Here is a 12,922-nt window from a genome sequence, read left to right as displayed (position 1 = left end):
GACCACTGGAAAATGAAAAAGATCATTGCCGTTGCTATCATTTCAACGTTGCTGGTCGCCCTCTCTCTCTACGCGGTTAATGCGGTTATCGTAGCCCAGCAAAAGAGCAAACAGCTCGAGGTTTCCCATTCCCTTTTGCAATATTCAGAAGGCCTCTCTCAAAGTGTGGCGCAGGCGCTCAAAAGCATTACTACACAGGGTTGTGATAAAACCAGTCTCGATAGTTACAGGCAGATAAAGTTAGATAGCCTCTATTTCGGGGATATCGGCTTTATTGAAAAGGGGAAAATAGCCTGTACTGCTTTTTGGGGTAAACTCGCCACTCCCGTTGCCCTTCCTGCAGAGCTGCATAAAACGCCACGGGGTTTTCTTCTGGCACAGTTTTCCAGAAAAGATTTTTTTACAGGCAATGCGGCAATTTATAATAACGTGATTATATTCACCTCCCGCTATGCTTACGATAAGTTCACGCCGATTACGGCGAACTATTCACTGAGTACAACGACCAAAGATTTCGGCAGAACATTTTTCTCAGCCTCCCCGGTGATAAAAGAACAGAGCTGGCTGCATTCGAATCTTTTTACCTTAACCCTGACGCAGTGCAGCGCCGTATGGGATTTGTGTGTGATCGTGAAGCATCACAACGCAGGGCTGGCTTCGTTGTCGCTGGTGGTGTTTACCCTTCTCACGGCAATTCTGGCTTTCATCTGGATAGCGATCACGCTGTTTTTCTTCCGCATCTATGAAGATCGGTTCTCACTGGAGCGCACGCTGGTTAACGCGGTAAAAGCCAATACCATCAGCGTTAACTACCAGCCCATTATTCGAATCCAGGATAAAAAAATGGTGGGCGTTGAAGTTCTGTCGAGATGGCGCGATAACAATCATGGAGAGGTATCGCCTGAGCTCTTTATTCCCTTAATTAAGAAAATTGGCCTGTATCAAAAGTATTATATCAATATCATCGAAAAATCCCTGGCAGAAATCGCCTCGCTGGCGATTAAACATCAGCTGGTGATTTCATTAAACATTGGTCGAACCGAGATTGAAGACGGGCAATTCATTAAGATTCTGTGTCGTGAGTGTTTAGTGAATAGCATTCCACTCTCCTTGATAAAAGTTGAACTCTCTGAAAAGGCGGTCTCCACTGCGGATGTTCTCGAAGGGTTTTGTCAGGCGTTAAAATCACTGGGTGTGAGAATATCAATTGACGATTTTGGAGTGCAAAACTCTAACCTCGCCCGCATATCGCTTCTGGAATACGATGAGATCAAAATAGATAAATCGCTGGTAGATGGTATTAATGAGCATTATAAACAGAATATATTCGTCATCTTTAGTGACGCCCTCGCCAGACTGAATAAAACGCTCGTCTTTGAAGGTGTGGAAAGCGAAACGCAGTATCGCTTTATCGCAGATCGGTATCCTGATGCCCTGATTCAGGGATGGTATTTCTCTAAATCACTGACCATTGATGAACTGACGCAGCAACTTAACAACGATAAGCAAAAACCAGCGCGTTAGCATGTCAACATTGACGACGTGACGGCTCTGCATAACGTCCAGTTATAATTCACGACGTTGAGTTTTAGCTCTCCGCAAACCTCACCGTAACGCTGCATGCGGCGCTCACGGAAAAACGCCCTCAGCGATTCAGGCAGACAGTCTGCCTGGTAGCGTAACAGCGTAGTGTGCCAGAACGGCGCTGGCAAAGGGGTATTGCCATGGCGTAAGCGCAACGCCTCTTGCCAGTCCGTGGTTAACAGACATTCACAAAACGCCTGCCGCTGCCTCAAGGCAAGTGTATCGGGTATGCCTGCAAGCAAGAGCTGGTTGGGCAATGCCACCAGCCTGAGTTCCCGAACCGTGATACCCAGACCGGCGAAAGGGGTCCATGCGTCGATAAGCTGATGCGTCTTCGCCGGTAACGGTGCATTCTCGTCGTAGAGAGGGAGCGTTATGGGTACGAAGGTGAAATGGAAGCCGGATGGCGGCTGGAGGTCTACTAACGAGTCGTGGCGGGTCAACGCCCGCAGTTCCCGAAACAACATGTCGACAGACGCGGCCATTTCCGGCTGGAAACCTGTCGCCAGTGCGAGCTTTTGCGTAGCATAAAACGGCTCCCTTACCGCTCCGATACCGTCCCGCTTTTCCCAGAGCGCCAGCGTCTTCGCGTTGGTGTCGTGGTAATGTTTTTCCAGATCAGACGTTTCCATTTCTTTCCTAAAAACATATAGTCGTCACATTCAGACCGTAGATTACCCTGAAGCACACTCTCATTTGGTTAAAACGTGAAAAATTCTCTGTTGTTTCCGCTGGTACTCTTTTTCCTGATCGTTATTTTCGCCCTGCTCATCGGTAAACCCTCAACGCACATCCCGGATAAAAAATGCATGTGGTCCGATAGCGTGATGCTGAGCTGTTTAGCAAAGCATCAGCACAACGGTTTTTGAGGCGGACTATTCATTTCCCCACTGATTGAGGAAGTTCGCAATATCATCAATGCGCGCGCTACGGATGCCGGCTTCACTGGCCATCTCTTGCTGGGCTTCCTCGCTGATCTCTTCATTGTTCGATAAACGGGTGAGCAGCAACTGGAAATAACAGGCAAGAGGATCGCGCTCTGCCTCACTTACCGGCTCCGCGGCTTCCGACGCGTATTCATCGACGATGTCATAATATTTAAGTGGAATTTCATTGTGCATAAACAGTCTCTTCTCTGACCTTTAAGGGTAATGCCTGAGTATATCGGACGGCACTCTTAGACCAAAGCCTTGTTAATCAACGTAACCACAATGCAATCAATGCAGCCAGCGCCGGTAAAGCCTGAACATAGAGTATTTTTCGGCTGGCGGTCATGGCACCGTAAATGCCCGCAATCAGCACGCAGGTCAAAAAGAAGAAGACCACAGGAACACCGCTTTCACCAAGCCACAGTCCCCAGAGCAGTCCCGCCGCCAGAAAACCGTTATACAGCCCCTGATTTGCGGCCAGCACGCGGGTATCGCGTGCAAAATCAGGGCTGAGATTAAATGCCTTGTGGCCTGTTTTTGTGTTCCACAGGAACATTTCCAGCACAAGTATGTAGAGATGAATTAATGCAACAATAGCGACAAGGATCGTAGCTAACATCTTGCAGTCTCCCGCAGGCAGAGGAAAAAAACGGGGACCTTCTGGCCCCCGTTCACGTTTAACCCAGAATCTGGATGACATATTCGCGATGATCGTGTCGCCAGACTCTGAACATTTTAGCATCTTCTATAGCGTTAACGATCGGGCCAGCGACTTCAACCATTTTATATGGTGCATCAACGTGACACCGGAACGTACATTAACTCAAAACGCTGCCGTTCCATACATCTCCGAGATTTATTACCCGGTCATTATTGTATGCACCAGAGGCATTCAGGTTTTTCAGCGGGCTCCAGTCATTGTTCCAGGGGATAAACATGGTTGCTTTAGGGTATTTCTGAAGAATAACACTCACTAAGTTTGCATAATCAAACTGGCCGTTAATTGTTGATGGCCCCACTTCTGCAAAGGCAAACGGCTTATTCAATGCCACCATTTCATCGTAACCGTTTACAGTGGCAGGATTGTCTGTATACAAGTCCAGGCCAGTAATATCAACATACTCTGCGCCAGGGTAATAAGATGTCTTATAATCCCGGTTTGCATCAGGAGAGAAGACCCAGAGTAAATTGTTTAACCCTTTCGTTTTAACGAAATAGTTAAAGATATCCTGATACAGGCGTCGATACAGATCCATACGTACAGTATCGTTTGTATTCTCACCGGTTGCCCCCCACCAGAACCACTCGCCATTCATCTCATGCAAGGGTCGATAAAAGACGGTGACACCTTTCTCATTCAGTTGCTGTAGGCCCTGAGCGACCTTATCAAGCATTGCCAGCCAGCGCCCACGCGCCGGTGTTCCAGACTGTAAGATTGCAGAAAATTCATCATTACTCACAGGATGCTTGAGAGCCCCCTTTCCATCACCTGGATTATTCCCCGCAAAACAAGGGTTTGGTAAATGGTGGCTGATCGCAACCAGTCCGCCTTTTTTCCAGTGGTCGATCAGATCGGCATTACAACCAAAATCGATCAAACTGGCTTCCTCTCCAGGGGTACAGGCATCCCAGCCACGGGCATAGTCAGCGCTATAAATAGCCGGGAATTTCCCGGTCAGGGCCTGCAGGTCTTTTCCTTGTTGCAGGGAAAAAGCATCGACGCCGCCGATATTGCTATAGCCACCAAAAATACCTGAAATGAGCTTTTTACCCTGTCGTTCGGACAGACCACTCAACCACTGATAAATCATTTTCGCATTATTATCTGCAGACTGATTTGCGGGTACTACAGTAAAAGTACTCATTTGTAGAATATCCTTACGTCTCGATTGGAAAATACATGGCAATGAATGACCATGCGTGTTTGCTATGTACACAATAAAACCGACATTACCCGACTTTATTTTTTCGTACAGTTTGTCTCACTTTTCCCACTACCGCGGAAAGTGCCAGCGCAGCAATACCGTTTGATTAAACAACTTGCTGCGACAGGGATATTTATATCAGCCGTCTGCTTAAAATGATGCTAATTCACGTTGTGCTATCTCCCGTAATACGAGTGATATTCCGCACACCAGAAAGTTATGCTGACAAGAGAATTAATGAGAGTTTCACCGTAATCGCGTCGTACCCGATAAGTCAGATCAGGTATTCATGAGCGCGGCACCGGGTGAGGCCGGACACCATAACAATGAATTTAGTGAGACGTGGAATTAAGATATTCAAGAAATTTTGGGGCATACATCGCCGAATCAAACGGCGAAAGCTCATGATGGCCCGGTAGAGTGTGGACGGTAAATGCTATTGAAGGAGGGGTTTTGATAACCGTACGAAATCGAATAATAAAAAACGGGAACCCATCGGCTCCCGTTCTTGTTTAACCCAGACTCTGGATTACATGTTCGCGATAATCGCGTCGCCAAACTCTGAACATTTCAGCAGCTTAGCGCCTTCCATCAGACGTTCGAAATCATAGGTAACGGTTTTCGCGTTGATCGCGCCTTCCATACCTTTAACGATCAGGTCTGCGGCTTCGAACCATTCCATATGACGCAGCATCATTTCTGCAGACAGGATGATAGAACCTGGGTTCACTTTATCCTGGCCGGCATATTTTGGTGCCGTACCGTGGGTCGCTTCGAACAGTGCGCACTCGTCACCGATGTTCGCACCAGGGGCGATACCAATACCGCCAACCTGCGCCGCCAGGGCGTCGGAGATGTAGTCACCGTTCAGGTTCATACAGGCGATAACGTCATATTCAGCAGGACGCAGCAGGATCTGCTGCAGGAACGCATCGGCGATCACATCTTTAATGATGATCTCTTTGCCTGTGTTCGGGTTCTTGATCTTCTGCCATGGACCACCGTCGATCAGCTCACCACCGAACTCTTCCATCGCCAGCTGGTAGCCCCAGTCTTTGAATGCGCCTTCGGTGAACTTCATGATGTTGCCTTTGTGAACCAGCGTCACAGAGTCACGGTCGTTGGTGATCGCGTATTCAATGGCCGCACGCACCAGACGTTTAGTCCCTTCTTCGGAGCAAGGCTTGATACCGATACCGCAATGCTCAGGGAAGCGAATTTTCTTCACGCCCATCTCTTCGCGCAGGAATTTAATCACTTTCTCTGCGTCAGCAGAGTCCGCTTTCCACTCGATGCCCGCGTAGATGTCTTCTGAGTTTTCGCGGAAGATAACCATGTCGGTCAGTTCAGGGTGCTTAACCGGGCTTGGGGTGCCCTGATAGTAACGAACCGGACGCAGACACACGTACAGGTCCAGCTCCTGACGCAGCGCAACGTTCAGGGAACGAATACCGCCACCGACTGGAGTTGTCAGAGGGCCTTTAATAGCAACGCGGTAGTCGCGGATCAGGTCCAGCGTTTCAGCTGGCAGCCAAACGTCCTGGCCATAAACTTGAGTAGATTTTTCACCGGTGTAAATTTCCATCCAGGAAATTTTACGCTCGCCTTTGTAGGCTTTCTCAACAGCGGCATCAACCACTTTCAGCATTGCCGGGGTAACGTCTACACCGATACCGTCACCTTCGATGAACGGGATAATCGGATTGTGAGGAACGTTAATCTTGCCGTTTTGCAGGGTGATCTTTTTACCTTCCGCCGGAACAACTACTTTGCTTTCCATTAACCTCTCCTTCGAGCGCTTCTGGTTGTTACTGATCTTATGTTAATAAATTGTAATGAGCCCTTCGATAGTACCTGATTGTCCGACGCCATGAAAGGTCTTCGTTAATAGGCTATAATGCGGCAATTGATAACGTCTGAAAATACCATGAAGAAAACTTCTTTTACAAAACACCGGGTTGAGCGATTCAGCTCACGACAAGCCGCCAGAAGACCACAAGAATCCCAGCCAAAGCGGGTTATTTTGTTCAATAAACCCTACGATGTTTTGCCGCAGTTTACTGACGAAGCCGGACGCAGCACGCTGAAGGATTACATTCCAGTTCAGGGCGTCTACGCCGCTGGCCGTCTGGACCGGGATAGCGAAGGACTTCTGGTCTTAACCAACGATGGTGCCTTACAGGCCAGGCTCACTCAGCCGGGCAAACGCACGGGAAAGATTTACTTCGTCCAGGTTGAAGGTGAACCGGATGATGAGACGCTGGCGACATTACGCCGCGGCGTGACGTTAAACGATGGTCCTACCTTGCCTGCAGGTATTGAGCTCGTCAGCGAGCCGGAATGGCTGTGGCCACGCACGCCGCCGATCCGCGAGCGCAAATCCATCCCGACGAGCTGGCTCAAGATCACCCTTTATGAAGGCCGTAATCGCCAGGTTCGTCGGATGACCGCACACGTGGGCTTCCCTACCCTGCGACTTATTCGCTACGCCATGGGCAACTACACCCTGGATTCACTGGCAAACGGTGAATGGCGGGACGTTACCCCTTAAGGAGTCACTATGTTTAAACCGCATGTCACGGTCGCCTGCGTGGTTCACGCGCAAGGTAAGTTTTTGGTCGTAGAAGAGAGTATTAACGGCAAGGCGCTGTGGAACCAGCCAGCCGGGCACCTTGAAGCCAATGAAACCTTACTGCAGGCCGCCAAACGCGAACTGTGGGAAGAGACCGGTATCCACGCGGAGCCGCAACACTTCATCCGTATGCACCAGTGGATTGCCCCTGATCACACTCCGTTCCTGCGCTTTTTATTTGCCGTCGAGCTTAGCGAAACGTGCGCCACAGAGCCGCAGGACGATGATATCGATCGCTGCCTGTGGGTCACTGCCGAAGAGATCCTGAACGCGCCAAACCTGCGCTCGCCGCTGGTTGCCGAGAGTATCCGCTGCTGGCAGTCTGCTGGTCGCCTGCCGCTTGAGGTGATTGGAGAATTTAACTGGCCGTTTACAGAGGGTGCCAATGGTGGGGGGGCGTGATAGAATACGCCGCCTTGAAGTTCAATGTCGTGAGTATTCCATGTCAGATAACAGCCAGAAAAAAGTGATCGTCGGCATGTCCGGCGGTGTCGATTCCTCCGTTTCCGCCTACCTGTTGCAACAACAGGGCTATAAGGTGGAGGGCCTGTTCATGAAGAACTGGGAGGAAGATGATGGCGAGGAATATTGCACTGCTGCTGCGGATCTCGCCGATGCGCAGGCGGTGTGCGATAAGCTGGGCATTGAACTGCACACCGTTAACTTTGCTGCAGAATACTGGGACAACGTCTTCGAGCTTTTCCTGGAAGAGTACAAAGCCGGTCGTACCCCGAACCCGGACATTCTGTGCAACAAAGAGATCAAATTTAAAGCCTTCCTGGAATTCGCCGCAGAAGATCTGGGCGCAGACTATATTGCGACCGGGCACTACGTGCGTCGTGCCGATGTGAATGGCAAAAGCCAGCTGCTGCGCGGTCTGGATGGCAACAAAGATCAAAGCTACTTCCTGTATACACTCAGCCACGAACAGATTGCGCAAAGCCTGTTCCCGGTAGGCGAGCTTGAAAAGCCGCAGGTGCGTAAAATCGCCGAAGAGCTGAATCTGATCACCGCGAAGAAAAAAGACTCCACCGGTATCTGTTTTATCGGCGAGCGCAAATTCCGCGATTTCCTTGGTCGTTACCTGCCGGCACAGCCGGGCAAAATCGTTACCGTCGACGGTGATGAGATTGGTCAACATCAGGGGCTGATGTACCATACGCTGGGCCAGCGTAAAGGGCTGGGTATTGGCGGCACCAAAGAAGGCAGCGAAGATCCGTGGTACGTCGTAGATAAAGATGTCGAAAACAATATTCTGGTTGTTGCTCAGGGCCACGACCATCCGCGTCTGATGTCCGTCGGCCTCATCGCACAACAGCTGCACTGGGTCGATCGTGAGCCGCTGAAGGGTACGCTGCGCTGCACGGTAAAAACACGCTATCGCCAGACCGATATCCCTTGTACCGTCACCGCGCTGGATGATGAACGCATTGATGTGCGTTTCGACGAGCCGGTTGCGGCGGTCACCCCAGGCCAGTCCGCCGTATTCTACAGCGGCGAAATCTGTCTGGGCGGCGGGATCATTGAACAGCGCCTGCCTCTGCCGGCCGTTTAACACGATTGCACACATAAAGGAGAACGTGTGGCGAAGAACTATTATGACATCACCCTGGCACTGGCTGGAATTTGCCAGTCTGCCCGTCTGGTGCAACAGCTGGCGCATCAGGGTCATTGCGATGCTGACGCGCTGCACGTTTCACTCAACAGCGTTATCGACCTCAACCCCGGTTCGACTCTGGGTGTCTTCGGTGGGAGTGAAACCAATCTTCGTCTCGGTCTTGAAACTTTGCTTGGCGTGCTTAACGCCAGTAGCCGTCAGGGGTTGAACGCGGAGCTAACCCGCTACACGTTAAGCCTGATGGTGCTGGAGCGTAAGCTCAGCGCGGCCAAAGGCGCCCTTGATACGCTCGGTGACCGCATTGCCGGGCTGCAGCGCCAGCTCGACCATTTTGATCTGCAGTCCGAAACGCTGCTCAGTGCCATGGCCGGCATTTATGTTGACGTCATCAGCCCGCTGGGCCCACGTATTCAGGTCACCGGCTCTCCTGCCGTGCTGCAAAGCCCGCAGGTTCAGGCAAAAGTACGCGCCTCCCTGCTGGCGGGTATTCGTGCCGCCGTGCTGTGGCATCAGGTTGGCGGTGGCCGCCTGCAGTTAATGTTTTCTCGTAATCGCCTGACGACTCAGGCAAAACAAATTCTTGCTCATTGTTAACCTCCCGGAGTTGCGAATTATGGAATTATCCTCACTGACCGCCGTATCCCCTGTAGATGGACGCTACGGCGATAAAGTCAGCGCGCTGCGCGGGATCTTCAGCGAATATGGTTTGCTGAAGTTCCGTGTTCAGGTTGAAGTACGCTGGCTGCAAAAGCTGGCCGCCCAGGCAGCAATCAAGGAAGTTCCTGCTTTTGACGCCCAGGCAAACGATTACCTCGATAAAATCGTTGCTGACTTCAACGAAGAAGATGCTGCGCGCATTAAAACTATTGAGCGCACCACCAACCATGACGTAAAAGCGGTTGAGTATTTCCTGAAAGAGAAAGTGGCAAGCGTGCCTGCGCTGCATGCCGTGTCTGAATTCATTCACTTCGCCTGTACCTCAGAAGACATTAATAACCTGTCTCATGCGCTGATGCTCTCCACCGCGCGTAAAGACGTGGTGCTGCCTTACTGGCGTAAAATCATCGACGCGGTAAAAGCACTGTCTGTCGAATATCGTGATATTCCGCTGCTGTCCCGTACCCACGGTCAGCCGGCCACTCCCTCCACGATGGGTAAAGAGATGGCAAACGTGGCGTACCGTATGGAACGTCAGTATCGTCAGCTGGAGCAGGTCGAGATTCTGGGTAAAATCAACGGTGCGGTAGGTAACTACAACGCCCACATCGCTGCCTACCCGGAAGTGGACTGGCATCAGTTCAGCGAAGCGTTCGTGACCTCTCTGGGCATTCAGTGGAACCCGTACACCACCCAGATTGAGCCGCACGACTATATCGCGGAACTGTTTGACTGCATCGCTCGCTTCAACACCATTCTGATCGATTTCGATCGTGACGTGTGGGGTTACATCGCGCTGAACCACTTCAAACAGAAGACCATCGCCGGTGAAATTGGCTCCTCAACCATGCCGCACAAAGTCAACCCAATCGACTTCGAAAACTCCGAAGGCAACCTGGGTCTGGCGAATGCGGTGCTGCAGCACATGGCGAGCAAACTGCCGGTTTCCCGCTGGCAGCGCGACCTGACTGACTCCACCGTACTGCGTAACCTGGGCGTGGGTATCGGCTACGCGCTGATCGCGTATCAGTCCACCCTGAAAGGTGTAAGCAAACTGGAAGTGAACCGCGACCGTCTGCTGGACGAGCTGGATCACAACTGGGAAGTGCTGGCAGAGCCCATTCAGACCGTCATGCGTCGTTATGGCATTGAAAAACCGTACGAGAAACTGAAAGAGCTGACGCGCGGCAAACGCGTAGACGCCGAAGGCATGAAACAGTTTATCGACAGTCTGGAACTGCCAGAAGACGAGAAAACCCGCCTGAAAGCGATGACCCCGGCAAACTATATCGGCCGTGCCATCACCATGGTTGACGAGCTGAAGTAACCTCCCTTCCCCCTTTCCGCCTGGAAAGGGGGCTGCTTTTCCCCGGTTTACTTAATGTTTATCCCCACAACAACATAATCAGCGTTAGACTACTTAGCGAAATACAAAACAAACATTAAAACAATAACTTATATATTAATCAGTAGCTTATAACTATTACACTGCGGACATTATCGGACAATAATGGTGATTTTATCGCCCCAAATCATGCCCCTGGCATGATTTTACCCCCAAATTTGCCCCCAAAATTCCCCTCTTTTGCGTAACTTCTTCCAGTTTCGCAACACACCGCTTTACGCATTTCTTTCTCATCAGCATAATCGCCCCGAATCCGTTTGTAAGACTTAACCAGCGCGCGCTACTTTTTCTCCCTGCCCTATTCTTTCAGTCTAAATGACTGGAGGTTTCTGAGTGGGACATTTTGCTCAAGCCCAAACCCGTGAAGAGTATCTGGCTTACCGAGCCGATGGTGCCGATCGAGACATTGCCTATGACCCAGAACCTATTGGTCGGTACAACGTGGCTCCCGGTACTAAAGTCCTGCTGTTGAGCGAACGAGACGAACAACTGCATCTCGATCCTGTTTTCTGGGGTTACGCACCAGGATGGTGGGATAAGCCGCCACTAATTAAAGCGCGTGTCCAAACCGCAGCAACAAGCAGAATGTTTAAACCTCTCTGGCAGCATGGCCGCGCTATCTGCTTTGCTGATGGATGGTTCTAGTGGAAGAAGGAAGGTAACATGAAACAACCGTACTTCATTCACCGTGCCGACGGTTCCGTACCGGCAGACACGTTTATATGGCACGCCGTGACGCACGCAGTGGGGAATGTGAATAATCAGGATCCTGCGCTAATCGAGGCAGTACGATAAAGAACATAAAGAGATCCATTTCGGTCATAATGAGCAAGACGCAGACTACTAACCCATGGTGATCATTATGCACTGATTTGAAAGTGTCCGTAGAGACTGATATCATCCATCTTGAGAATATTTAATGAAAGAGCATAATCTTGTTATCAAAAATATCTAGATTTGAATTAAGGATACCCCCATCCCTTTATGTAATGAATACAAAAACAATTTATTTTATTTTTGAGTCATAGCTCGTTCAAAAAAAAGCTTTTTTTTAAAATTTCAAAAGGATATCATAATGTCACAGTTGAGTGTGGTTTACAACAGCATACTTATTATTGAGTCACTACCTGAAAATGATTTCAAAACAGGTGAGGCTTTATGCAAAATATTAAAAACATTACACCCCGATCATTCTGGAATACAATATATTCCGGTCACATCCAAAGGTGAGTTTATAAAAGTCATGGATGAAATAAATTTTTTGATGCGAGGTAACCAAGGATTTAGGCCAATTATTAATATAGAAACACATGGTAATAAAAAGGAGATTGGGTTTGCTGATAACTCTCGCATGGCATGGGGAGAGTTAATGAGTGTTCTTAGAGGGATAAATGAGATTTGCAATAACGAACTTGTTGTATTCCTTGCTTGTTGTGAAGGTTATCACTTTATTAAATCAACAACAATTTCAGAATATTCCCCATGTGGCTACCTTTTCGCGCCTCAAGAAACAATATTAGTTACCAATGTTATTAATGCAACTGTTGAATTCTTCAACGAAATAACTGTAAATGGAGATTTAGATGCAGCAGCTGATTTAATGAAGCTGAGAAAAATTTATTGTTTTAAATCGGAAATATTTTTTCTTAACGCCCTAACAACTGCATTAATACAGGATTTTGAAGGTGCACAAAACATGCGCACAGACTCCGAAAGAGAGGGTTTAATAAACGACCTGTCTAAAATCTACCTGGGAGGCGTAAAGGATGACTATACAAAGCATGTGATTAAGTGCTTCCACGAGCATGTATCAAAATAACTTATTATATTTTGGGATTTAAAATGTAAAATTTAAACACATGTTCATTTTTAGGGATGACCAGTCCGATGAATGGTCATCAAATGCATCAAGGCAGACACTTGCAGAACGGCGGATTGAAACATAAATGATTATCGTTTTACCTAATTCTAGTGGGTGTCGGCCGTAACGATATGATATTAAATTTTAAAATACTTTTAGCAAAAATCGTCTAAAACATCGAAATAGACTGTAAAGAAAGATGTAACTCTCAATTAATAAAGAACGAAAAATGAAAGAACGAAAAATGTAGTTTTGAAAAAAATTCAATAATCTGGCTCACCTTGACATTTAGAGCCAGATATTAAGAAAAA

The 12,922-nt window shown here is 48.9% G+C and carries 12 protein-coding genes and 1 pseudogene; 8 read left to right on the top strand and 5 right to left on the bottom strand.

The window, feature by feature from the left end:
* Positions 1 to 12: 12 nt before the first annotated feature.
* Entirely contained in the window at positions 13 to 1,524 is a 1,512-nt protein-coding gene (locus L462_RS18540) for an EAL domain-containing protein (protein ID WP_025204430.1), read from the top strand.
* Here L462_RS18540 and L462_RS18545 read toward each other — a convergent pair.
* The 5 genes from L462_RS18545 to icd form a co-directional block, all read right to left on the bottom strand.
* A complete protein-coding gene (locus L462_RS18545) occupies positions 1,521 to 2,216 on the bottom strand; it encodes a hypothetical protein (RefSeq protein WP_032677945.1) in 696 nt (231 codons plus the stop codon). The two genes, L462_RS18540 and L462_RS18545, sit on opposite strands and share 4 nt — an antisense overlap.
* Positions 2,217 to 2,459: 243 nt before the next feature.
* Positions 2,460 to 2,705, bottom strand: coding sequence for a YmjA family protein (locus tag L462_RS18550; protein ID WP_014169620.1), 246 nt, complete (start codon positions 2,703 to 2,705; stop codon positions 2,460 to 2,462).
* Between the two features lie 76 nt (positions 2,706 to 2,781).
* Positions 2,782 to 3,132, bottom strand: a complete 351-nt coding sequence (locus L462_RS18555) for a DUF1304 domain-containing protein (RefSeq protein WP_020884453.1) — start codon at positions 3,130 to 3,132, stop codon at positions 2,782 to 2,784.
* A 199-nt stretch (positions 3,133 to 3,331) separates the two neighbouring features.
* Complete coding sequence (locus tag L462_RS18560; protein WP_050595734.1) at positions 3,332 to 4,378, bottom strand: glycosyl hydrolase; 1,047 nt, start codon at positions 4,376 to 4,378, stop codon at positions 3,332 to 3,334.
* A 589-nt stretch (positions 4,379 to 4,967) separates the two neighbouring features.
* Entirely contained in the window at positions 4,968 to 6,218 is a 1,251-nt protein-coding gene (gene icd, locus L462_RS18565; protein ID WP_014169617.1) for an NADP-dependent isocitrate dehydrogenase, read from the bottom strand.
* A gap of 117 nt (positions 6,219 to 6,335) precedes the next feature.
* On the opposite strand from icd, the gene rluE reads away from it, so the two are divergent.
* From rluE to L462_RS18595, 7 genes and pseudogenes are all read left to right on the top strand, one after another.
* Positions 6,336 to 6,989 carry a 23S rRNA pseudouridine(2457) synthase RluE gene (rluE, locus tag L462_RS18570; RefSeq protein WP_032677944.1) on the top strand — a complete coding sequence of 218 codons (654 nt, stop codon included), beginning with the start codon at positions 6,336 to 6,338 and terminating at the stop codon, positions 6,987 to 6,989.
* Positions 6,990 to 6,998: 9 nt separating this feature from the next.
* Positions 6,999 to 7,472, top strand: a complete 474-nt coding sequence (locus tag L462_RS18575; protein WP_020884456.1) for an NUDIX hydrolase — start codon at positions 6,999 to 7,001, stop codon at positions 7,470 to 7,472.
* A 40-nt stretch (positions 7,473 to 7,512) separates the two neighbouring features.
* Entirely contained in the window at positions 7,513 to 8,625 is a 1,113-nt protein-coding gene (mnmA, locus tag L462_RS18580; protein WP_032677943.1) for a tRNA 2-thiouridine(34) synthase MnmA, read from the top strand.
* Between the two features lie 27 nt (positions 8,626 to 8,652).
* Positions 8,653 to 9,282, top strand: coding sequence for a high frequency lysogenization protein HflD (hflD, locus tag L462_RS18585; protein WP_014169611.1), 630 nt, complete (start codon positions 8,653 to 8,655; stop codon positions 9,280 to 9,282).
* 19 nt (positions 9,283 to 9,301) lie between these two features.
* Positions 9,302 to 10,672, top strand: coding sequence for an adenylosuccinate lyase (gene purB, locus L462_RS18590; RefSeq protein ID WP_020884458.1), 1,371 nt, complete (start codon positions 9,302 to 9,304; stop codon positions 10,670 to 10,672).
* A gap of 411 nt (positions 10,673 to 11,083) precedes the next feature.
* Positions 11,084 to 11,545, top strand: a pseudogene (locus L462_RS0123375) (SOS response-associated peptidase family protein).
* Between the two features lie 280 nt (positions 11,546 to 11,825).
* On the top strand, positions 11,826 to 12,569 hold the full coding sequence (locus tag L462_RS18595) for a hypothetical protein (protein WP_032677942.1): 744 nt from the start codon (positions 11,826 to 11,828) through the stop codon (positions 12,567 to 12,569).
* The last annotated feature ends 353 nt before the right edge of the window (positions 12,570 to 12,922 follow it).

Origin of the sequence: Enterobacter sp. BIDMC 26, assembly GCF_000534435.1 — a bacterium.
In the GTDB taxonomy this organism is placed as follows: domain Bacteria; phylum Pseudomonadota; class Gammaproteobacteria; order Enterobacterales; family Enterobacteriaceae; genus Enterobacter; species Enterobacter ludwigii.
This window is presented reverse-complemented; position numbering and strand designations above follow the sequence as displayed.